Genomic DNA, 20,829 nt, shown 5'->3' with positions numbered 1-20,829 from the left:
GCGCGGGCTTCAGGGCACCACGAGCACGGGGACGTCGCTCAGCTCGAGGACGTGCAACGCCACGCCGCCGACCCGGCCGTAGGTGTGCGCACCGGCCTGGTTGCGGCCGAGGATCACCAGGTCGCCGCCCCACCGGCGGGCGGCCGTCAGCAGCGCCTCGCCTGGCGATCCCTCGACCTCGCGGCCCTCGACGTCGAGGCCGACGTCGCGGGCGAGCTGCACGGTGTGCCGCACCATCGACCCTGCGGCGGCCACGCGGCGCTGCTCGGTGAGCGGTTCGCTCGTTGCCCGGCCGAGGGCGCGCGCCAGCACGCCGTCGCTGAGCACCGTGACGACGAGCAGCGGGCAGTGGGCCGTGGCAGCCACCGCGACGGCGACGCGGGCCGCGCGAAGCGCCGCGGGGGAGTCGTCGACCCCCACCACGACACGGCTGGGCTGCCCGGACGGGGCGGGTGCGTCAGTCATCGTTCGGCCCTCCCGCGGCCAGCTTGCGAAGTACCGCCTCGGTCGTCTCGTTCTCGGCCAGGATGAGGTCGAGGGCGTCGGCCTGCTGCTGCAGCCGCGGCACCCAGCTGTGCTCGATCGCCCGCAGCCGTAGCTGCGTCCCCTCGATCTCGTGGTCGACCGCACCGAGCGCGGCTCGTGCCGCGGCCGCGTCGGCCGCCCGGGCCACGGCCTCGGCGGCCGCGTGCGCGGCGCAGGTGGCCGCCGCTGACACCGCGAGCGGCGCGGTCGGGTCGTCGTCGCGGCTCACCTGCACCGAACTGGGGTACCGCGCCCCCATCACGGCAGCCCACCGGACGCTCACCCGAGCCTGGCGGCTCACGGCCTGACCACCCGGGGGCGCAAGCAGGCTCGCCCGCAGCCCCCACCACTCCGCGTCGCGCCACGCGGCGATCCACAGCCGCTCGGCCTGCGCGGCCCGGTGTGCGGCGCGGGCGCGCTCGTGGCGCAGGATCCGCAGCTTGCGGTCGAGCAGGTCGCCGGCGCGGCGGCTGGCCTGCAGGCGGCCGGCCAGCCACGTGCGGCCGGCCCGGCCGGGCGGCAGTCCCCGGACGGTGCTCACGGTGCGCCGCCGCTGGGGACCGCCACGGCGTAGTGGGCGTCGAGCTGGGCCGGGGAGAGCATGGCGAGCTCCTGGCGCGGTAGCGCGGACAGCGCCTGCCACGCGCGGTCCAGGGTGTCGTCGAGGCTGCGCCGTTCGTCGACCCGCTGGGTCACCAGCACGTCGGTGACGGCCTCCGCGAACTGCAGGTACAGCCGGTCGGTGGCCCCCAGGGCCGCCTCGCCCACGAGCTCGGCCAGCTCGCGGACCTGCCGCGCGCGGGCCAGCGCCGACAGTAGCTGCGCGGCGACGTCGAGGTGGTCGTCGCGGGTGCGGCCCGGCCCGGCCCCTCGGCGCATCAGCCGCGACAGCGACGACAGGGGGTCGACCGGCGGATACGTGCCCCGTGCGGAGACGGTCGCAGACAGCACGATCTGACCTTCGGTGATGTAGCCGGTGAGATCGGGTACTGGGTGGGTGATGTCGCCGCCGGGCATGGTGAGCACCGGAACCAGCGTCACCGAACCGGGGAGTCCGGCGATGCGACCGCAGCGCTCGTACAGGGAGGCGAGGTCGCTGTAGAGGTAGCCGGGATACGCCCGGCGCGCCGGGATCTCGCCGCGGGCGGCCGACACCTCACGCACCGCCTCGCAGTAGCTCGTCATGTCGGCGAGCACCACCAGGACGTGCCGGTCGCCCACGAAGGCCAGGTGCTCGGCCAACGTCAACGCGATGCGGGGCGTCAGCACCCGCTCCACCACCGGGTCGTCGGCGGTGTTGACCACGAGCACCAGCTCACCGGACGCCGACCGCTGCTCGAGCGCATCACGCACCGAGGCGGCGTCGGCGTGCGTCAGGCCGATGCCCGCGAACACCACGCAGAAGGGCTCGTCGCCGGCGGACGCCTGCGCGGCGAGCTGCGTCGCCAGCTCGAGATGGGGCAGGCCGGCGGACGAGAAGATCGGCAGCTTCTGCCCGCGCACCAAGGTGGTGAGCGCGTCGACCACCGAGACGCCCGTGAGCACCGGCTCGCTGGGCGGCAGGCGGTGCACCGGGTTGAGGGGACGTCCGGCGACGGCCGCGTCGACGTTGCACAGCACGGGCGGCCCGTCGTCTACCGGCTCACCACGCCCGTTGCAGGTGCGCCCGAGCCAGGCCTCGCCGACCGGTACCCGCAGGGGCACGCCGTCGAAGGCCACGTGCGTCGCCGTCCGGCCCATGCCGTCGGTGCCCTCGAGCACCTCGATAACGGCGAGGTCGTGGGTCACCTCGAGCACCAGACCGTGGCGCACCTCGCCCGTGTCGAGCCGGATGCGTGCGTACTCGTCCCACCCCACGCCCTTGACGTCGCGCACCACGAGCAGCGGGCCGCGCAGGCGCTGGGCGGCGGAGTGCTCGACCCGCGGGTACGTCGCCCGGCTCATGTGAGCTCCTCGAGCCGTCGGAGCACGACGTCGCGGGCGGCGGCGATGGCCGATAGCGCCTCGGCGGTCTCGCCGCCCGGTAGCTCGCGCGCTCGCAGGATCGATGTGAGGTCGACCTCCTCCACCGCCGCAGCAGGCACTCCGCGCGCGACGAGTGCGTGGCAGGTGTCGACGACATCGAGCACGGCCTCCACGAGAGCGGCGGCCCGTTCCGCGCCGCACCGGGCGTCGGTCACGCTGAGCGCGGACTGTTGCAGGACGCCTTCACGCAGCAGGCGGCCCCCAAGCACGACGACCCGCTCGTGACCGGGAAGGGCGCTGACCCCCATGAGGTCGGCCAGCGCGGCGAGCCGGTCGGCTTCGGCCAGCATGGCGGCGACACGCGCCCGCCGGCGCGCCCACGCCGGGTCGCCGGCACGGGCGTACCACGCGGCCAGGTGGGGGACGTCCCGCGAGAACGAGCCGGCCCACGAGACGGCGGGGTAGTGCCGGGCGTAGGCGAGGTCGCGGTCGAGCGTCCACAGCGCCCGGACGAAGCGCTGCGTGTGAGCCGTGACGGGCTCGGTGAAGTCGCCGCCCTGTGGCGACACCGCCCCGACGATCGTCACCGAGCCTTCCTGTCCGCCGAGCGTCCGGAATCGGCCCGCCCGCTCGTAGAACGCCGCCAACGCCGACGACAGACCGGCCGGGTAGCCCTCCTCGGCCGGAAGCTCGCCGGAGCGAGACGCCATCTCGCGCAACGCTTCCGCCCACCGCGACGTGGAGTCCGCCACCACCACCGCGTGCAGGCCCATGTCGCGGAAGTACTCGGCGACCGTGACGGCGGCGTAGACACTGGCCTCGCGCGCCATCATCGGCATGTTGGAGGTGTTCGCCACGATCACCGTCCGCTCGAGCAGGCGGCCGCCGGTGCGCGGGTCGTCGATGGTCGCGAGCTCCGCCAGGACGTCGGCCATCTCGTTGCCGCGCTCACCGCAGCCGACGTAGACGAGGACGTCGGCATCGCACCACTTCGCCACCTGTTGCAGCAGAACGGTCTTACCGGTGCCGAAGCCTCCGGGGACGGCAACCGTGCTGCCGCGGGCGATCGGGAAGAGCAGGTCGATCACGCGTTGCCCGGTGACGAGGGGGGCTTGCGTCTCGAGCCGCTCGCGCACCGGCCGCGGGTGCCTCACCGGCCACCACGACGTGAGCGGGATGTTGTGGCCGTCGACCACCGCGACGTCCGTGCTGGCCTCGACCGGGCCGGGAGGGGCGACGTCGGTGACGAGGCCGGCGCAGTCCGGGGGCACGATCACGCGATGGGGCAGGGCGGCCGAGGTGGAGACCGTGCCGATCAGGTCACCGGGCGCGACGCGCCGGCCGGTGGCGGTCGCAGGCTCCCAGCGCCATCGCGCTGCGGCCGGGTCACCGGCCGGTGCAGGGTCGATCGGTGCAGGGTCGGTCGGTGCAGGGTCGATCGGTGCAGGGTCGGTCGCCGCCGCGTCGATTGGTGCCGCGTCGATGGGTGCCGCGTCGATGGGTGCCGCGTCGCCGGGCCCGAGCCAGACGCCCGCCCGCGCGAGCGGTCGTAGCAGGCCGTCGAAGACGCCACCCAGCAGGTGAGGACCCAGCCGCGCCGACAGCGGGTGCGCCGTGCGCTCGACCGCGTCTCCGGGACGCAGACCGCCCGTGTACTCGTAGGCCTGCGTCCGCACGACCCCGTCGTCGAGCCCCACCACCTCGGCCAGCAGGCGGCGTGGCCCGAGCGTGACGAGCTCGGCCATCGCGGCGCCGGGCAGGGCGTCGACCTCGACGAGCGGCCCGCTGACCCGCGTCACCACCCCGGTCACGGCCGCCACAGCTCCTCGACGTCAGCGCCGAGCTCGTCGACCGCCGCGTCGGCCAGGTCAGCGAGGGTCACCGTGATGCTGCGGGTGCCGCTCGTGGCCCGCACGCCGTCGGGGAGCCGCTCGACCTGCGGGTCGTAGGAGGCCGGCTGGAGCGCCTGGCGGGCCAGGATCTCCAGAGCGTCGCACCAGCGGCTCCACCCCGCGCTGTCGGCGAGCTGTCGAGCCTCGGCCCGCACCTGCTCACGCAGCGCCCGGTAGGCCCGTGCCTGGGCCGCGAGGACGACGCCACGGGCGCGGCGCCGGGACCGCGCCTGGTCGGCAGCCAGGGCGGCCGCGGCGTCGGCCTGGCCCTCGGCGGCGGCGCGGGCCGCCAGCGCACGCGCCTCACCGTCGGCGCGTGAGATGAGCTCGTCGGCCTCCCGGCGAGCGGCCCGCACGAGCTCGTCACCCTCGGCGCGGGCGTGGTCCATCAGTGCCGCGCGCACAGGGCCGAGGGCCGCTGCGGCCGGCGCGTCCGGTGGTGGGGCAGTGGGCGTGTGCGCTGACACGGTCACGACGGCATCACCACCACGAGCGGCCGGTCCGGAGCTGGCGGCACCTCCAGCTGGTCATGGAGTGCCTGTGCCGCAGCGGGTGTCAGCACGACCACGGCGGTGTCCACCAGCAGCTCGGTCCACGCGCGACGCACGTCCTCCGGTGTGTCGGCGATGTAGGCCACGGCTCCGCCAGCCGCCAGGTCGGGGATGCGGGTACGTTCCCCCAGCACCGCGATGCCTCCCATGTCACGCCTTCCCGATGAGGATCACGGCGACGACGAGCCCGTAGATCGCGATGCCCTCGGCGAGGCCGACCACGACCATCGCGCGGCCGAAGATCTCCGGCCGCTCGCTCATCGCCGCCAGCGCAGCTGCGCCGGTGTACGCGACGGCGATCGCGGCCCCGATCGACGACCCGGCCACCGCGATCGCGGCACCCAGCAGCGCCGCCCACGAGGCCGAGCCGGTCGATGCCGCAGACAGCGTCGTCGGCAGTGCCGCGCTGGTCGGCGCGACGGCTCGTGCCGGTTCGCTCGTCAGCACCACCATGAGCACCGCCACCGACGTCGCGAGCACCGCGGCCGGCAGGACGAGCAGCCACGCGGGATGTCCCCGGGCGCGGCGCGCGGTCCGCAGGACGACGAGCAGCAGTCCCGCGGTCACCGGCACAGCGGCGATGGCCGGGACGACGACGGCAGCGGCGGTCATGACGACGCCTCCAGGAGGTCGGGGGCCGGCGTGGGCGCCGGGCGCAGGGGGACGTGCCAGGGGCGGAACGGTCGGCCCTCGAGGTCGAAGACGCGCGAGAACAGCTCGTAGTACTCCAGGCGCAGGGCCTGCACCGCGGCGACGAGCGCCTCGAGGGCGAAGGCGACGGCGTTGCCGACCACCAGCACGGCGACTGCCGCGACGCTGGCCGCCGCCGAGCGACCCCACAGAGCCGCCGTGGCGCTCCAGACCACCGCGCCCAGCGCCGCGTGGGTCAGGCCGAAAGCCGCCAACCGCGCGAAGGAGACGACGTTCGACCCCAGTCGCACCACGAGGTCGACGAGCTCCACGACCGCCTGCGCCGCAGCTGATCCGCCTCGGCCGGCACCGACGTACAGGCCGACGAACGACAGCCCGAGGCCGGATGTCGACACGACGGTGGCCACCACGACCAGCCAGCCGGAGTCCGTCAGCACCCCCGCGACCAGCAGACCGAGGCCGAGGAACACCGTGGCGCCGGCAATGCCGGAGGGGGCGTAGAGGGCGTAGGCCCATCCACCCTCGCGCACGCGGTTGACGGTGCCGATGCCGTACGCCATGGCCAGCAGCACCGCACCGACGGCCAGACCGCCCACGAGCAGCCGCACCGGGTCGTCGAGCGGCGAGAGCCACAGCGCCGGCACCGCACCGGTGGGACCGAACACCTCGCCGTACGCGGCCCCCGCGGCGGTGGCGGCCGCGCCGGCGCCGATGACGACGGACGCCGCCGGACGCAGGCGCCGCAGCCGCCGCCAGTGGCCGCGCCGCGCCGCGAGGCCGAGGCCGAGCAGGAGCAGCCCGTGGCCGACGTCTCCGAACATGAGCCCGAACATCACCACGTACGCGACGGCGGCGAAGACCGTCGGGTCGAGGTCGGCGTACGGCACCGTCGAGTACGTCTCCACAAGCGAGGTGAACGCCGAGCCCGAGCGCCGTCGCAGCAGGGTCGGGGGCTGCTCGCCGCGCGGCCGAGGCAGGGGGACGACGGCGCCGCCGCGGGCGCCGATCCGCACAGCCAGGGGGTCGGCTGCGTCGGTCGGCATCCACCCAGCCCAGGCCGACGCGTACCGGGAGCGGACCGCGACACCGACGACGTCCTCGACCGCCGCTTGCTGGCCGCCGGGTTGCTCCAGCTCGACCACGCCCGCGTCCGCCACCTGCGTGAGCACGTCCCGCGCGGCCCAGTCGGGGGCGACGATCGCGACGCGGCGCATGGGCACTGGTGTCAGGCGCCGTTCAGAGGAGCTCATCGAGCACCTCCGGCGGTTGGGCGCGCGACGTCGCGGCCAAGGCCGCCCGCGTGAGCCAGGCGTCAGCGGCGAGGGCGGCCACCTGCCCGACGACCGGCGCCGGGCCAAGCGTGGCCGCGCCGGCTGGGCCGACGGGGCCGGCTGGGCCGACGGGGCCGGCTGGGCCGGCGCCTGAGCGCAAGGTCGCCACCAGGTGCTCGAGGTTGGCGAGCTCGGCCCAGCCGGCCAGCAGCCGCACCGTCTCGACGCCGGGCCTCGGCAGCCACCCCGCGAGCACGCGCAGGTTCCACAGGTAGGTTCGGCTCACGGCGTGCTGAGCAGCGGCGAGATCCATGCCGCGGCGGACGTCGTGGCCGTAGGGGGAGGCGACGAGCCGGTCGACGGCGGCCGTGAGATCGGCCGTCGCCACGAGGTCGCGCGCACCCTGCTCGCCGAGGCGGCGGCGCGACATCGCCTGCGCGCGCACCCCACCGGCCACCCAGCCGGCGCTCATGACGGCGCCTCGTCGAGTAACCGCTGCACCGCGGCCACGGCCCGGACGACCAGCGCCGGGCTGCGTTCGGCGGCGCGGCTCGCCACCGTGGCCGCGCAGTGGTGTGCTGCGTCGAGCTCGGCGGCGGCGGCGTGGTCGCTATGTCGTCGTTGTCGGGCGGCGGCTTCGGTCCGGGCCACTTCCGCTCGCTGGTGAGCCGAGGTGAGCGTGGCGGCGACGCGGGCGGCGGCGTCAGCGCGCAGCCGGTCGGCGACGGCCTGCGCCTGCTGGCGCGCGTTGTCGCACTCGGACTCGGTGGGGGAGAGCAGGTCGAGCACCGGCTCGAGCTCCTCACGCAGCGACCGTTCGCGGTCGGCGGGCACCCCAGCTGCCGCTGGAGATCCGGGCGCGCCGGCCGGACGGAAGCGCTCGAGCAGGTCACGCGCCGTCGTCATCGCCACCACCGTCCTGGGCCGACGCCCACATCATGGGTCGGTGCCGGGGCCGCTGGCTGGGACGAAGGTCCGCTGAACGGCAGGTGCGCGGCGCCGACCGCTGGGAAGCGATGGTCCGAGCGCGCGGCGGCCCTCGGCCGCTAGGGCTGCCGGCAGACGCCAGTGGCCGCCCGCTGCTGCGGACGGCCACCGGCGTTCAGGCTGCGGTCACTTCGGCGAAGCGATGCTCCAGATGCCGCGGCCGTGCGTGGCGACGTAGACGTTCCCGTCCGGGCCGCTCTCGACGTCCATCACCGTGGTGGTCGGCAGGCCGGTGCCGAGCACCTGCCACTGCGTCTCACCCTTGGCGCGGTAGAAGGTCGCCAGGTCGGTGCCGAGCACGACCCCGCCGTTGCTGAGCTGGCGGATGGAGTTGGCCGGCACGTCGGGCAGGTTCGCCGAGGTGTTGGTCCAGGTCTTACCACCGTCCTCGGTCTCGTAGACGTGGCCGACACCGGCGCCCGGACCCTCGGTGAAGCGGCGGGAGAAGCCGTTCACCGCGATGTAGGCGTGGTCGGTGTTCGTCGGGTCGACGCCCACGCCGGCGAGGTACCGGTTCGGGAAGTCGGCCGGCAGCGTGAGGTCGTGCCACTTGCCTCCGGCGTTCGTGGCGACGCCCCGGGTGAACCCGCTGTTGTTGCAGGGGCCGCACCAGGTGACGTAGCCGACACCGTCGTGCATCGCGACCGCGGTGGCCGAGTGGCCCACGCCGAGGTCCCACGCCTTGGTCCACTCCGAGGCGTCCTTCATGCCCCACCCCTTGGTGGACGTGTAGACGTACTGACCGCCGGTGATGAACCCGTTCGAGTCCTTCGAGTCGATCGCGATCGGCGCGATGAACCGCGGCGACGGGTCACCCGGGTCGAGGCTCCGGCTGGTGGCGTCGTCCTCGCTGAGCGCGCCGGGGTTCTTGGCGCAGTTGTTCGTGATCTTGATGGCGAGGGCGACGTACTCCTGCAGCTGGTTGCAGCCGTTGGCGGGGTCGGCGGCACCGTCGCCGCCGTCACCACCGAAGTTGGAGCCCATCTCGGTGTCGGCGTTGCTGCCGTCCGGCTTCACGGCGAACAGGTTCGAGACGCCGTTGTCCTGCAGGCCGCCGGAGACGACGACGCCGCCGCCTTCGGGGTTCTTTCCGACCGACACCGAGTAGTACTGCAGCGCGTCCATCGTGCCGTCGGCCGACTCCGACTGCAGGTCGGTGGCGTTGCCGTTGCGGTTGACCTGGCCGTGCACCGGGCGGCTGTACACGCCGCCGTCGTTGCCGAAGAACACGTACGGCGCGCCGTTCTTGGTTCCGACCGTCACGGAGTGCTGGTCGGGGTGCCCGGCGAGGGGGCACGTGTTCTTCTCGTCGTCGATGTTCCAGCACGGGAAGTAGAAGTTCCAGTACGGCGACACCGCGTTCCAGTGCGAGCCGGTGTCGGTGGTCTCGAAGACCTCCTCCAGGCCTGCCCACACGTGGCCCGAGTCAGCCGGGTCGACGGCGAGGAACTGGTTGTACCAGGCCTGGACACCGACGCCGTAACCCTTGCGGTCGAGGGCAGAGCCGCTGTTGTGCAGCTGCTGCTGGTTGGCGATCTGGTTCCACGGACCGCTTGGCGAGCCGTTGCGCGACACGAAGATCCCGGCGAGCGAGCTGGAGCCGTTGATCTTGCTGGGCTGCTGCACCATCGCGTACAGCTTGTCGCCGGTCTTGCTGAAGGCGAAGGTCGTGTACCCGATGTCGCTGGTGTTGGTGATCCCGCCGAGGGTCACTGAGAGCTTGTGCCAGCTCGACGGGCCCTTCGCGAAGTCGTTCGTCTCGTAGAACCCGTTGTAGGTGTCGCCTGAGCGCCAGCCGATGGCGGCGATGACGTGGTTGGGGTTCTTCGGGTCGATCGCGATGTCGTTGACGATGTTCTTGTACGCCGCGTTGGTCGGGCCGGAGGCGGTGTCGCCCTTCCAGTTGGAGCCGGCCGCCACGAGCACGTTGCCGTCGTCGTCCTTGATCTGCGGCATCCACGACATGTTGGGCGCGAAGCCGAACGTCCAGGCGCCGGCGTTCGAGGTGGCGGAGTGGTACCAGATGCCCCGGTTGGTGGCGGCGAAGACGGTGGAGCCCGTCGTCCCGCGCACGCGTCCGATCGTCGTCGACTCGAGCTCCTGGCCGCCCACGCGGTCGCTCGGCGAGAACGTGCCAGTCGACGGCTTGGCGAGCCGGTAGACGCCCGCACCGACGTACGACGTGCCGCCGGTGTTCGCCTCACCCGTTGCGTACCAAAGGGATCCGTCGGTGGCGAGCTGCAGGTCGCCACCGCTCAGCGAGGGGAGGGCGTCGGCGATGGGCGACCAGTTGCCACCGCCCTGCGACGAGCGCCAGACGCCGCCGTTGGCACCGGCGGCGTACACGTGGTTTGCGCTGTCGGCGGCCAGGCCCGTGATCCGGCCGGTGACGTACCCTGCACCACCGCTGGAGTTGGAGTACCAGTCGCGGTAGCGCGGGTCGTCGGCGTTGTAGGGCACCTTGGTGACCTCGTGCCAGGTGCCGGCAGTGCGCGGCATGGACGTGAGCTCGCGGAAGGCCGAGCCGTAGGCCCCGGGCGCGACGATCCCGGACGGCGCGGTGCGCGCCTGCTGGAACTCGTCGGCGATGGTGAACGCCTCCTTGGACTCCTTCTGCGCCTCAGCGGGGCTGCCGCCGGCGATCATCAGAGCCTTCTCCATGACGGCCGCGTTGTAGCCGCGGCCCTCCCACTGGTGCTCCAGCCACTTCTCGCGCAGCTCGTGGCGGCCCTGGAAGGCCCCCACCGCGGTTGTGGCCAGGGCCACGCCCGCCACTGCGGCGACGGTTCTGCGCCGCCGCGTGAACGACTTCTGCATCGCTTCCCCTTTGTGGGATCGATGCCCGCCCCCGATCGGGCGTACTGAGCGGGGGAGTACCCCCCACACTTGCGTCCATGCACATCGGACAGAGCGGACACTAACCCAGCGGCGTCACTGATCGGAAGAGGGTGACGGCGGCGCGACCGGCTGCGCAGAGGCCGGTCGTGTGACGGGCTGACGGCGTGTGATGAAGTGACCCCGTGGCGTACTTCGAGCGGCTGGACGGCGACCGGTTCCTGGCCACCGAGCACGTCGGCGGGGCGTGGGAGCTGAGCGAGCAGCACATCGCGCCGGCGCTCGGCCTGCTGGTGCACTGCGTGGAGCTCGACCGCGACCGACGCCGCGACGACGACCTGCAGCTCGTCCGCGTCTCGCACGACATCCTCGGCACGGTGCCGGTGGCCGAGGTGGCGGTGCAGGTGCGGGTGACGCGGCCCGGACGCACCATCGAGCTGGTCGAGGCGGTGCTCTCGCACGCGGGCCGGGCGGTGGTGGTGACGCGCGCCTGGCTGCTGCAGCGTCACGACACCGCCGCGCTGGCCGGGACGCCCCTGCCGTCCATCCCGGCACCGCACGAGCTGCCGGCGTGGGACGCGGGCGCCGTGTGGCCCGGCGGTTTCATCCGCAGCGCCGAGGTGCGCCGCGCCCAGGACGAGCCGGGTCGCGCGCGGTTCTGGGCGCGCACCGACGTCCCGCTCGTCGACGAGCCGGTGAGCGACCTCGCCCGCCTGTGCGGCTTGCTCGACATCGCCAACGGCATGACCGTGCGGGTCGACCCACGCGACGTCGCCTTCCCGAACGTCGACCTCACCGCGCACCTCTTCCGTGCGCCGCAGGGGGAGTGGCTGGGCTGCGACACCAGCGTGTCGTTCGGGCCGACCGGCCTCGGCCTCACCACGAGCGTGCTCCACGACGTCTCGGGCCCGTTCGGCACGCTGAACCAGGCGCTGACGGTGCGCCCCGGGCCTGAGCCGTCCCGGTCCTAGCGATGACCGGCACGCTGCTGGTCGCCGGCACGACGTCGGACGCCGGCAAGACCGTGGTGACGACCGCACTGTGCCGCGCCCTGCGACGGCGCGGGCTGCGGGTCGCGCCGTTCAAGGCGCAGAACATGTCGAACAACTCGATGGTCACCGCCGACGGCGCCGAGATCGGGCGTGCGCAGTGGGTGCAAGCAATCGCGGCAGGGGCCGAGCCCGAGGCCGCGATGAACCCGGTGCTGCTCAAGCCGGGCAGCGACGAGCGCAGTCACGTGGTGGTCATGGGCCGCCCGCACGGGGTGCTCGAGGCGCGCGACTTCGTGGCGGGCCGCGCCGAGCTGGCGCGGGCCGCCTTCGCGGCCTTCGACGACCTGCGCAGCCGCTACGACGTCGTCGTGTGCGAGGGCGCGGGAAGCCCGGCGGAGATCAACCTGCGCCGCCACGACTACGTCAACATGGGCCTGGCGCGCCACGCCGACATCCCGACGCTGGTCGTGGGCGACATCGACCGCGGCGGCGTGTTCGCCGCCCTCTACGGCACCGTCGCGCTGCTCGACGCCGACGACCAGGCGCTGCTGAGCGGCTTCGTCATCAACAAGTTCCGCGGCGACGTCTCGTTGCTGCAACCGGGTCTGGACTCGATCGAGCAGCTCACCGGCCGGCGGGTGCTCGGCGTCCTGCCGTGGCTGCACGACCTGTGGCTCGACTCCGAGGACGCCCTCGCGCTGGAGTCGCGGCCGCGCCCGGACCCAGCCGCGGCCACGCAGCGGCTGCGTGTCGCCGTCGTCGTCCTGCCCCGCGTCAGCAACTTCACCGACGTCGACGCGCTGTGCCTGGAGCCCGACGTCGACGTCGAGTTCGTGCGCGACGCCCGCGGGCTGGCCTCGGCCGACGTCGTGGTGCTGCCCGGCACGCGCGCGACCCTGGACGACCTGGCGTGGCTGCGTGCCCGGGGGCTGGCCGACGCGGTGACCGCGCACACCGCGCGCGGGGGCGCCGTGCTGGGCATCTGCGGGGGCTTTCAGATGCTGGGTCGCGAGGTCAGCGACCCCGACGGCGTCGAGGGCCCGGCGGGTGCGTGCGCTCAGGGCCTGGGGCTGCTCGACGTCACCACTCGGTTCGAGCGCGAGAAGGTGTTGCGGCTGCCGCGTGGTGAGGCGCTCGGCGTCGTGGCCGGCGGGTACGAGATCCACCACGGCCGGGTGCGGCTCGGTGCCGACGAGCCCTTCCTCGGTGGGGCCCGCCGCGGTGCGGTCTACGGCACCATGTGGCACGGCAGCCTCGAGGGCGACGCGCTGCGCCGGGCCTGGCTCGCACAGGTGGCAGGCTCATCGGCGCGGCCGTTCACGCCCGGGTCGGTGGGCTTCGCGGCCGCGCGCGAGCAGCGCATCGACGCCCTGGCCGACGCGGTCGAGGAGCACCTTGATCTCGACGCGGTGCTGGGTCTGGTGGAGCGCGGTGCGCCCCCCGGGCTGCCGGTGCTGGCCTGACGCCCTCGCGTGCAGGCGGCTCGGGGGTGGAATGCCGCATGTGACATGCTACTGACGTGCCTGGGGACCGATCCGCGCTCGAGCTGTCGCTGCGTCGCCACCGAGCCGTTGCGGGCGACCCGTACGCCGCCTACCTGGCCCTGCGCGCCAGCTGGGGCGAGCGGGCGGTCTTCTTGCTCGAGTCGCTCGCCGGCCCGACAGCCGATCGGCGCTCGGCGCTCGTCGGGTTCGACCCCGTCCTGACGGTCTCGGTGCACGGCGAGCGCATCGACGTCGCAGGCACTGAGGTGCTGGTGCGCGCTGTGCGCGCGGCGCTGGGCGAGGCGGGCGCGGCCGAGCGGTCCGGCGAGCTCTGGCTGACGGCCACGTGCTCGCTCTTCGACGTCCCGCGGGCCGTCGAGCGCGTGTTCGGTGCGTTCGACCTCGATGCCCGCGCCTTCGGCTTCGGGTACCTGGCGATCTACGGCTACGACGTGGTGCAGCACGTCGAGCGGCTGCCCCGGGCGATCCCGGCCCGTCCGGACGCCGCACCTGACCTCACGCTGGTGGTGCACCGCGGTGTCGCGGTGTTCGACCTGGCGGGCGGCGAGGTCACCCTGACCCTCGTCGAGGGGGAGGGTCTGCCCGAGGTCGACGTGGAGTCGCTGCTGCAGCAGCTCGCGTCACCTGCGCCGGCGCCGGGCAGCGGCTCGACGCACCTGCCCCCGCCCGAGTCCGTCGCCGACTCCACGACGCCGGAGCGGTTCCATGACGACGTCACCACGGCCCTGGGCCACATCGCGATCGGCGACATCTACCAGGTGCAGCTCGGTCACGAGCTGACCGTCGAGTCCGCCGTCGACGAGCTCACCGTCTACCGCAGGCTGCGTGAACGCAACCCGTCGCCGTACATGGCCATCGTGCCCGTCGGTGACCTGACGATGATCTCCGCCAGCCCCGAGCTGTTCCTGCGGATCGAGGGCGACCTGATGACGATGCGCCCCATCGCCGGGACGGTGCGGCGCAGCGGCGACGAGGCGCGCGACCACGACGCCCGACGCCGGCTGCGCGGCGACGAGAAGGAGATCGCCGAGCACACGATGCTGGTCGACCTGTGCCGCAACGACCTCGGCCGGGTCGCGCAGGTCGACAGCATCGACGTCGACGAGCTGATGGTGGTCGAGGACTACTCGCACGTGTTCCACCTCGTGTCCAACGTGACCGCTCGCGTCGTGCCGGGCGTCGACGCGCAGGACGTCGTGGCGGCGACGTTCCCCGCCGGCACGATGACCGGTGCCCCCAAGATCCGAGCGATGGAGATCATCGAAGGCCTCGAGGACCGCCGCCGCGAGCTCTACGCCGGCGCCTTCGGGCTCATCGGCTTCGGTGGCTACGTCAACCTCGGGCTGTGCCTGCGCACGCTCTTCCGGTGCGGCACGACGTACCGCACCCGCGCCTCGGCCGGCGTCGTGGCCGACTCGACGCCGGACGGCGAGTGGCGCGAGACCCTGTCGAAGCTGAGCGCGGCCTACTGGGCCGTGACAGGCGAGGAGCTCACGTGAAGACGGTCGTCGTCGACGCCTACGACAGCTTCGTCCACATCATCGACCAGTACCTGCGCACGCTGCGAGCGAACCCGGTCGTGATCCGCTCCGACGCCGCGACGGTCGAGCGGGTGCGCGCCGAGGCTCCCGACCTGCTGGTGCTCGGCCCCGGGCCCGGCCACCCGGTCGACTCCGGCCACGTGGAGCTGGTGCGCGCGTTCGCCACCAGCCTGCCGATCTTCGGCGTGTGCCTCGGGCACCAGGCGCTGGGCGTGGCCTACGGCGCCCGCGTCAGCCCGGCCCAGCACCTCATGCACGGCAAGACCAGCCGCATCGAGCACGACGGTCGTGGTGCCTTCGCCCAGCAGCCGCAGGGATTCCTCGCGACGCGCTACCACTCGCTCGTGGTCGAGGAGGGCACCGTGCCGGGCGAGCTCGAAGTCACCGCGCGCTCGTGCGACGACGGTTACGTCATGGGACTGCGGCACCGCGAGCTGCCACTGGAATCCGTGCAGTTCCACCCCGAGAGCATCACGACCGAGCTGGGGCTGGAGATCTTCCGCTCGTTCCTGCACGGTGCCATCGGCTCACCCGGCGCGCGCTGAGCACGCGGTCGGCAAGGGGGGATCGCATGACGGTGAACGGCGTCGGTGCTGAGCCGTGGCGTCCCACGATCGTCGCTCTGAACGGCTCGGAGCGGGTCGGTGGCAACACCGAGCAGGTCCTGAAGCACGTCACGCGAGTGGCGCGGGAGCTGGGCGCGGGCGTCGAGGTCGTCGACCTGCGTCGCCACACCATCGACGACTGCGCGGCCTGCGGTGACTGCAACAGCCGTCGCGTCCCGTGCGCCCTCGACGACGACGTCGCGGCGGTGGTGCGCCGGATGCGGGCAGCCGACGGCGTGATCTACGCCTGCCCCGTGCACGGCTACGGCATGTCGAGCATCATGCAGCGCTTCGTCGAGCGGGCGGGGGTCGGCTACCTGCGTTTCGAGCGCCCGCTCACCAACAAGGTCGGCGGCGTCATCGTCACCGGACGCCGGTACGGGCACACCGACGTCCACGCCCAGCTGGTGCACAACGTGCTGCTCAACCGGATGATCCTCGTCGGCAGCGGGTACCCGGCCGTCGTCCACGGCGGAGCGCCCGGTGAGGCGATGACGGACGCCGAGGGGCTGGCCGCCGTGACCCACATGGTCACCCGGATGGTCCAGATGATCCTGCTCCTGCGCCGCCACCTCACGGTGACCGGCGAGTCCCTTCCCCGACCGGCGGGCACCGAGCGGTCCGCGCTTCGGTTCTGACCCACCGACCCCGACCCGAAAGCGACGCCTGATGGACATGTGGCTGCCCACCGACGAGCGGCACCGGGAGTTCCTCGCGGAGTTCCTGCCCTTCACCGAGCGGTACTACGCCCGCGAGCTCAGCGCGGCGGACTGGACGCAGTGGTACGAGACGGCGCTGCGCCGCGTCGTGGGACACGTGCAGTCCCGCTCGCCCTTCTACGCGGACCACCTCGCCGGCGTCGACGCGGCGGCGCTCACCCTCGACGACCTCACCGCCCTGCCCTTCACGACCAAGCAGGACCTGCGCACCCACCTGCTCGACGTGCTGTCCGGCGACGTGCATGACGCCGTGTTCTTCTACGAGACCACCGGTACGACCGGCGCGGCCACGCCGTGCCCGCGCGACGGCAAGGAGGTGATCGCCAGCAACGCGCACGTGACGGCGTCGTGGGCCAGCATCTTCGACCACCACTTCGGCGACCAGCGGCCGGCGATCGGGCTCATGGGGCCCACCGAGGTGCACAGCTTCGGCGACACGCTCGGCGACGTCGCCCGCAACGTCGGCTCGTGCAACGCCAAGATCTGGCCGTACTCGCCGGTCATGGGCTTCGCCAAGGCGCTGCAGCTCATGAAGGACCTGCGGCTGGAGGTCATCTGCTGCACGCCCGGCGTGTGCCTCAACCTCGCCAAGGCAGCGCGGTTCCACGGCTACGACCTGGAGAAGGACTTCGCGGTGAAGCTGTTCTTCCTCACCGGCGAGATGTGCACCCCCGCGCTCGCGGCCACCATCGACAGCGTGTGGGGCACCACCACCTACAACATCCTGTACGGCTCGCAGGAGGCGTTCGTCATGGGCACGGCCTGTCGCAACGGTGCCATGCACCTGTCGGCGCCGAACTACATCGCCGAGGTGCTCGACCCCGACACCGGCGAGTCGCTCGGTTCCCGCGGAACCGGCGAGCTGTGCGTCACGACGGTCGTCGCCGGCATCAAGCCACTCGTGCGATACCGCACGGGCGACGTCGTCCGGCTGTCCGATAGCGACTGCGACTGCGAGCTGCCCGGCGACCGGCTGGAGGTGGTGGGCCGCGTGCTCGACCGCATCGAGCTCGGGGGGTCGCGGCTGCTCGCCAGCGACCTCGAGGAGGCCGTGCTCGACGGCGTCACGCGGTGCGTCGGCTTCCAGGTCGTCATCGACCGCGTCGACGGCGCGGACGTCGTGACGGTGCGCCTGGAGATGCTGCCGGGAGCTCGTGACGAGCAGGTCGCGTCCGGCGTCGTCACGCGCTTCGCCGAGCGTCTGGGGGTGCGCTGCGAGGTCGAGTTCGTCGACGAGGTCGACCAGATCACCAGCACCGGGGCGTTCGTGAGCTGGAAGGCGGCTCGGATCCTCGACCGACGGCGCGCGCGCGACCACGAGGAAGAGGTGGCGGCCGCGATGGCCACCCGTCGCGGCTACGACACCTGAGGGCCGGCGGATGGTCGAGCAGACCCCCGCCGTGACCGCGCGTGAGCCGGCTGGGTGGGACGAGCTGTGCCGCAGGGCCGACACGGAGGGCGCGCGCGTCATCACCCTCGGGCCAGCCGGCACGAGCAGTCACGACGCAGCGCGCCACCTCCAGACGCGGCTCGTCGAGGCTGGCGGTGGCCCGCCGCTGCCGCTCGAGCTGTACGACACGTTCGACGTCGTCCTCGAGCGAGCCGCGGCCGACGCGTCGTGCCTCGCGCTCGTGCCCAGCGCCTACCGCGGTGCGACGGCGTTCCACTGGCACGACGACCTGCGGCTGCTGTTCCACTTCGCGCGCAGCACACCGCCGTACGGGCTCGCCGCTCGCCGGCTGCCGGCGGCACCTGAACCTCTTCGGGTGGCGGCGATGGCTGAGGTCGACCACCTGTACGCCGGCCTCGTCCCACCGCCGCTGGCCCACCGCGAGGTGGTGCGCGTGGCGGCCCGCTCCACGCGGCACGCCGCCGAGCTGGTGCGGCGCGGAGCCGCCGACGTCGCCGTGACGAACGAACCCAGCCGCAGGGAGGCCGGCCTGGTGTGGCTGAGCTGCCGGCCGGGCGTCGACATCGTCTGGCTGGTGTTCGCGCGTGCACCGAGCGAACACCGCAACCTCACCGATCCCACTCCCGACCCCCACCCAGAGGAACCCACATGACCTCCCGCATCCTGCTGCACGACGTCGCGGTCCAGGAGGGCCGCGGCCGTGCGTCCGTCCCGCACCAGAGCGTGCTGGTCGAGGGCACGACGATCTCGGCCGTGCTCCCGGCCGCCGACGCACCTGTCGACGACCCCGACCTGGACGTGCGCCACCTGAGCGGCCGTACGGTCATGCCCGGGATGACGTTGGGCCACAGCCACATCGCCTACATCGACGTCGTCACCGCTCGCGACACGATGTTCAAGTACTCGCTGCCCGAGCTCACCCTGCGAGCGGCGCGCAACGCCGCCGCGATGGTGCAGCTGGGCTACACCGGGCTGGTCGGGGCGGGGTCGGTCTCTGGCCTCGACATGGTGCTGAGGCGGGCCATCGCCGATGGGTGGATCGAGGGCCCGCGCATCACCGCCTGCAGTCGCGACCTGATGGTGTCGGCACCCCCGGAGCGCCGCAACCCTGAGGTGGCGGGGCGGTTCCCGGCCGACCTCATGCCGATCGTCGACACGGTGGCCGAGATGGTCGAGCGCACCACCATCGAGATCGACCAGGGCGCGCAGATCATCAAGACGTTCTCGTCCGGCGACGACACCTACCCGAACGCGAAGTCCGACGAGATCCTCTACACGCTCGAGGAGCTGCAGGCAGTCGTGCGCACGGCACGGCCCCGGGGCGTGATGGTGCGCGCCCACTCCCGAGGTGTCGAGGGCATCCGCAACGCGATCCGCGCCGAGGTCGACGTCATCGACCACGCGTCGTACGCCGACGAGGAAGCGCTGCAAGCCATTGCGGCACAGGGCATCTACGTTGTCCCGAGTCTCTACCAACCGCGACAGCTCCTGCTGCACGGAGCGGAGCACGGCAAGACGCCCGAGTACCTCGAGAAGCTCGACTACCAGGCCGAGATCGACAACACGATCTGGATGCTGCCGCGCGCCGTCGAGCTGGGCATCAAGATCGTCGCGGGCGACGACTTCGGCTTCGCGTGGACGCCGCACGGCACCTACGCCCGTGAGCTCGCGGCGTACGTCGAGCTGGCAGGTATCGACCCGGCGACGGTGCTCACCTGGGCCACGGCGAACGGCGCGGCGCTGGCGGGGCGCGGCGACACCGCCGGCATCGTCGAGGCCGGCCGTCTCGCCGACCTCGTCGTGACCGACGGCGACCCGGCGCAAGACATCACGGTGCTCTCGCGCCCGGACGACATCGAGATGGTCCTCCTCGACGGACGCGTCGTCCGCGATCGCACGGCGAGCGGCGCGCAGGTGGCGGCATGAGCGCCCACCGAAGCGATGACCGCAGCGTGCTGCGCCTGGTCGCCGTCCTGGCCTTGGGGTCGTTCGCGATCGGCACCGACACCTTCGTCGTCGCGGGCGTGCTGCGCCGTCTGGGCGCGGACCTGCACGTGTCGCTGGCCGAGGCGGGCCAGCTTGTCACGGTGTTCGCCGTGACGTTCGGCGTGCTCGCGCCGGTGCTGGCCGCCGCGACCGCACGGGTCGCGCGACGGACGCTGCTGCTCAGCGCGCTCGCGCTCTTCGCGCTGGCGAACGTCGGGTCCGCGCTGGCGCCGGGGTTCGCCGTCCTGCTGGCGACGAGGGTGCTGGCTGCCGCCGGCGCGGCCCTCTACACGCCCGCGGCGGCCGCGGCGGCCGTCACGCTGGTGGCTCCCGAACGGCGCGGGCGCGCGCTGGCGGTCGTGCTCGGGGGCACGACCGCGGCGACCGTGCTGGGCGTGCCGGTCGGCACCTACGTCGGCAACGCGGTGGGCTGGCAGGGCAGCTTCGGCCTCGTCGCCGCCACCGCCGGGGTCGCTCTCGCGGTGCTGGCCGCGCGGCTGCCGGCGCTGCCGACGCCCCCGATCGCGACGCTGCGGGCCCGGCTGGCGGTGCTCGCCGACCGGCGGGTGCTGGCGGTGATCACCACGACGGTGCTGCTGTTCCTCGGTGGCTTCACGGTCTACACCTACGTGGGGCAGGTCGTGGCGGTGAACGCCGGGGTGACGGGCACGGGCCTCACCTGGCTGCTGCTGGTGTTCGGGGCCTGCGGTGTGGTCGGTAACGCGCTGGGCGGCCGGCTGACCGACCGGATCGGGCCCGACGTCGTGCTCCTGGGCGGGCTGGTCGTGTTCGCGGCAGCGCTCCTGGCGGTGCCCATCGCGACGCGGTCGGTGGCCGGAACCGCTGCGGTGCTAGCGGTGTGGGGGCTCTCGGCCTGGAGCTTGACGGTGCCGCAGCAGCACCGGCTCGTGGCCATCGCTCCGCAGGCTGCGCAGGTGGCGATAGGCCTGAACAGCGCCGCGGTGTTCCTCGGGATCGGGGCGGCCGGGGCCTGCGGCGGCCTCGCCCTCGGACACGTCTCGGCACCGGAGCTCGGGTACGTCGGTGGTGCCCTCGTGCTGGTGGCGTGGCTGGTGGCCGCCGCTCAGGTCGTGCTGGCGCGCAGGGCGGCCCGCTCGTGCGCGACGAACGCGGCGACGAGCGCGGTGTAGACCTGTTCGACCAGGTCGCCGGACCCGCCGTGCTGCTCGGCCAGCTGGCGGGCCCGGCGCACGACCGCTGCGACGCGCTGCGGTGCCTGCACCTCGGAGTCGGTGTGCTTGAACGCCGCGGCCTGGGCCACCAGGTGCTGGCGCTCGACGAGCAGCTCGACCACGCGGCCGTCGAGCTCGTCGAGCGCTGCTCGCACCGAGGCGAGGTCAGGGAACGATCCAGCCGTCATGGCCCCGCATCC

Annotated in this window: 21 protein-coding genes; 9 read left to right on the top strand and 12 right to left on the bottom strand. The window is 73.2% G+C overall.

Features of this window, described 5'->3' with window-relative positions; genetic code table 11:
- Window positions 1-9: 9 nt before the first annotated feature.
- The 11 genes from ASD06_RS12110 to ASD06_RS12060 all read right to left on the bottom strand — a co-directional run bounded on the left by ASD06_RS12110 (window position 10) and on the right by ASD06_RS12060 (window position 10,659).
- Entirely contained in the window at window positions 10-465 is a 456-nt protein-coding gene (locus tag ASD06_RS12110; protein ID WP_082537974.1) for a universal stress protein, read from the bottom strand.
- Window positions 458-1,066 (bottom strand): V-type ATP synthase subunit D, encoded by a 609-nt coding sequence (locus tag ASD06_RS12105; RefSeq protein ID WP_056677707.1) that lies wholly within the window; start codon window positions 1,064-1,066, stop codon window positions 458-460. Before ASD06_RS12105 ends, ASD06_RS12110 begins: the two co-directional genes overlap by 8 nt.
- Entirely contained in the window at window positions 1,063-2,469 is a 1,407-nt protein-coding gene (locus ASD06_RS12100; RefSeq protein WP_056677705.1) for a V-type ATP synthase subunit B, read from the bottom strand. The genes ASD06_RS12105 and ASD06_RS12100 overlap by 4 nt, the downstream gene beginning before the upstream one ends.
- Window positions 2,466-4,310, bottom strand: a complete 1,845-nt coding sequence (locus ASD06_RS12095) for a V-type ATP synthase subunit A (RefSeq protein WP_056677702.1) — start codon at window positions 4,308-4,310, stop codon at window positions 2,466-2,468. The genes ASD06_RS12100 and ASD06_RS12095 overlap by 4 nt, the downstream gene beginning before the upstream one ends.
- A complete protein-coding gene (locus ASD06_RS12090) occupies window positions 4,298-4,855 on the bottom strand; it encodes a hypothetical protein (RefSeq protein WP_157371683.1) in 558 nt (185 codons plus the stop codon). The genes ASD06_RS12095 and ASD06_RS12090 overlap by 13 nt, the downstream gene beginning before the upstream one ends.
- Complete coding sequence (locus tag ASD06_RS12085; protein ID WP_056677696.1) at window positions 4,852-5,082, bottom strand: hypothetical protein; 231 nt, start codon at window positions 5,080-5,082, stop codon at window positions 4,852-4,854. The genes ASD06_RS12090 and ASD06_RS12085 overlap by 4 nt, the downstream gene beginning before the upstream one ends.
- A 1-nt stretch (window position 5,083) precedes the next feature.
- The gene (locus ASD06_RS12080; protein ID WP_056677693.1) at window positions 5,084-5,545 is read right to left on the bottom strand and encodes an ATP synthase subunit C; all 462 of its coding nucleotides are present in this window, start codon (window positions 5,543-5,545) and stop codon (window positions 5,084-5,086) included.
- On the bottom strand, window positions 5,542-6,798 hold the full coding sequence (locus ASD06_RS12075) for a V-type ATPase 116kDa subunit family protein (protein ID WP_082537972.1): 1,257 nt from the start codon (window positions 6,796-6,798) through the stop codon (window positions 5,542-5,544). Before ASD06_RS12075 ends, ASD06_RS12080 begins: the two co-directional genes overlap by 4 nt.
- Before the next feature lie 22 nt (window positions 6,799-6,820).
- Window positions 6,821-7,327: a hypothetical protein gene (locus ASD06_RS12070; protein WP_056677687.1), complete on the bottom strand. Its 507-nt coding sequence runs from the start codon at window positions 7,325-7,327 to the stop codon at window positions 6,821-6,823.
- Window positions 7,324-7,761 (bottom strand): hypothetical protein, encoded by a 438-nt coding sequence (locus ASD06_RS12065; protein ID WP_056677683.1) that lies wholly within the window; start codon window positions 7,759-7,761, stop codon window positions 7,324-7,326. The genes ASD06_RS12070 and ASD06_RS12065 overlap by 4 nt, the downstream gene beginning before the upstream one ends.
- A 207-nt stretch (window positions 7,762-7,968) precedes the next feature.
- Window positions 7,969-10,659 carry a hypothetical protein gene (locus ASD06_RS12060; protein ID WP_056677680.1) on the bottom strand — a complete coding sequence of 897 codons (2,691 nt, stop codon included), beginning with the start codon at window positions 10,657-10,659 and terminating at the stop codon, window positions 7,969-7,971.
- A 203-nt stretch (window positions 10,660-10,862) separates the two neighbouring features.
- Here ASD06_RS12060 and ASD06_RS12055 point away from each other — a divergent pair, with 203 nt between their 5' ends.
- From ASD06_RS12055 to ASD06_RS12015, 9 genes are read left to right on the top strand one after another with little or no spacing between them, the layout of a single operon-like run.
- Window positions 10,863-11,648: a thioesterase family protein gene (locus ASD06_RS12055; protein ID WP_056677677.1), complete on the top strand. Its 786-nt coding sequence runs from the start codon at window positions 10,863-10,865 to the stop codon at window positions 11,646-11,648.
- 2 nt (window positions 11,649-11,650) lie between these two features.
- Window positions 11,651-13,132, top strand: coding sequence for a cobyric acid synthase (locus tag ASD06_RS12050; protein ID WP_056677674.1), 1,482 nt, complete (start codon window positions 11,651-11,653; stop codon window positions 13,130-13,132).
- A gap of 56 nt (window positions 13,133-13,188) precedes the next feature.
- Complete coding sequence (locus ASD06_RS12045) at window positions 13,189-14,673, top strand: anthranilate synthase component I family protein (RefSeq protein WP_056677671.1); 1,485 nt, start codon at window positions 13,189-13,191, stop codon at window positions 14,671-14,673.
- The gene (locus tag ASD06_RS12040) at window positions 14,670-15,260 is read left to right on the top strand and encodes an aminodeoxychorismate/anthranilate synthase component II (RefSeq protein WP_056677668.1); all 591 of its coding nucleotides are present in this window, start codon (window positions 14,670-14,672) and stop codon (window positions 15,258-15,260) included. The genes ASD06_RS12045 and ASD06_RS12040 overlap by 4 nt, the downstream gene beginning before the upstream one ends.
- A gap of 26 nt (window positions 15,261-15,286) precedes the next feature.
- Window positions 15,287-15,958, top strand: coding sequence for a flavodoxin family protein (locus ASD06_RS12035; RefSeq protein ID WP_056677667.1), 672 nt, complete (start codon window positions 15,287-15,289; stop codon window positions 15,956-15,958).
- 31 nt (window positions 15,959-15,989) lie between these two features.
- Window positions 15,990-17,408 (top strand): phenylacetate--CoA ligase family protein, encoded by a 1,419-nt coding sequence (locus ASD06_RS12030; RefSeq protein WP_200942125.1) that lies wholly within the window; start codon window positions 15,990-15,992, stop codon window positions 17,406-17,408.
- A gap of 10 nt (window positions 17,409-17,418) precedes the next feature.
- Window positions 17,419-18,102, top strand: coding sequence for a prephenate dehydratase (locus ASD06_RS12025; protein WP_157371682.1), 684 nt, complete (start codon window positions 17,419-17,421; stop codon window positions 18,100-18,102).
- Window positions 18,099-19,376, top strand: a complete 1,278-nt coding sequence (locus tag ASD06_RS12020) for an amidohydrolase family protein (protein ID WP_056677662.1) — start codon at window positions 18,099-18,101, stop codon at window positions 19,374-19,376. Before ASD06_RS12025 ends, ASD06_RS12020 begins: the two co-directional genes overlap by 4 nt.
- Window positions 19,373-20,587 carry an MFS transporter gene (locus tag ASD06_RS12015; RefSeq protein WP_056677659.1) on the top strand — a complete coding sequence of 405 codons (1,215 nt, stop codon included), beginning with the start codon at window positions 19,373-19,375 and terminating at the stop codon, window positions 20,585-20,587. The genes ASD06_RS12020 and ASD06_RS12015 overlap by 4 nt, the downstream gene beginning before the upstream one ends.
- On the opposite strand, the gene ASD06_RS12010 is transcribed toward ASD06_RS12015, so the two are convergent.
- Complete coding sequence (locus tag ASD06_RS12010) at window positions 20,521-20,817, bottom strand: chorismate mutase (RefSeq protein WP_056677655.1); 297 nt, start codon at window positions 20,815-20,817, stop codon at window positions 20,521-20,523. The two genes, ASD06_RS12015 and ASD06_RS12010, sit on opposite strands and share 67 nt — an antisense overlap.
- Between the last annotated feature and the right edge of the window lie 12 nt (window positions 20,818-20,829).

This window comes from Angustibacter sp. Root456, assembly GCF_001426435.1.
GTDB lineage: Bacteria > Actinomycetota > Actinomycetes > Actinomycetales > Angustibacteraceae > Angustibacter.
The sequence above is the reverse complement of the archived record's forward strand: the minus strand, read 5'-3'. Positions and strand labels throughout refer to the sequence as shown.

Coding starts and splice junctions, on each gene's coding strand:
- ASD06_RS12110 (WP_082537974.1), bottom strand. CDS start 465: ATGACTGACGCACCCGCCCCGTCCGGGCAGCCCAGCCGTGTCGTGGTG.
- ASD06_RS12100 (WP_056677705.1), bottom strand. CDS start 2,469: ATGAGCCGGGCGACGTACCCGCGGGTCGAGCACTCCGCCGCCCAGCGC.
- ASD06_RS12085 (WP_056677696.1), bottom strand. CDS start 5,082: ATGGGAGGCATCGCGGTGCTGGGGGAACGTACCCGCATCCCCGACCTG.
- ASD06_RS12080 (WP_056677693.1), bottom strand. CDS start 5,545: ATGACCGCCGCTGCCGTCGTCGTCCCGGCCATCGCCGCTGTGCCGGTG.
- ASD06_RS12075 (WP_082537972.1), bottom strand. CDS start 6,798: ATGCGCCGCGTCGCGATCGTCGCCCCCGACTGGGCCGCGCGGGACGTG.
- ASD06_RS12070 (WP_056677687.1), bottom strand. CDS start 7,327: ATGAGCGCCGGCTGGGTGGCCGGTGGGGTGCGCGCGCAGGCGATGTCG.
- ASD06_RS12065 (WP_056677683.1), bottom strand. CDS start 7,761: ATGACGACGGCGCGTGACCTGCTCGAGCGCTTCCGTCCGGCCGGCGCG.
- ASD06_RS12060 (WP_056677680.1), bottom strand. CDS start 10,659: ATGCAGAAGTCGTTCACGCGGCGGCGCAGAACCGTCGCCGCAGTGGCG.
- ASD06_RS12050 (WP_056677674.1), top strand. CDS start 11,651: ATGACCGGCACGCTGCTGGTCGCCGGCACGACGTCGGACGCCGGCAAG.
- ASD06_RS12035 (WP_056677667.1), top strand. CDS start 15,287: ATGACGGTGAACGGCGTCGGTGCTGAGCCGTGGCGTCCCACGATCGTC.
- ASD06_RS12030 (WP_200942125.1), top strand. CDS start 15,990: ATGGACATGTGGCTGCCCACCGACGAGCGGCACCGGGAGTTCCTCGCG.
- ASD06_RS12025 (WP_157371682.1), top strand. CDS start 17,419: ATGGTCGAGCAGACCCCCGCCGTGACCGCGCGTGAGCCGGCTGGGTGG.
- ASD06_RS12020 (WP_056677662.1), top strand. CDS start 18,099: ATGACCTCCCGCATCCTGCTGCACGACGTCGCGGTCCAGGAGGGCCGC.
- ASD06_RS12015 (WP_056677659.1), top strand. CDS start 19,373: ATGAGCGCCCACCGAAGCGATGACCGCAGCGTGCTGCGCCTGGTCGCC.
- ASD06_RS12010 (WP_056677655.1), bottom strand. CDS start 20,817: ATGACGGCTGGATCGTTCCCTGACCTCGCCTCGGTGCGAGCAGCGCTC.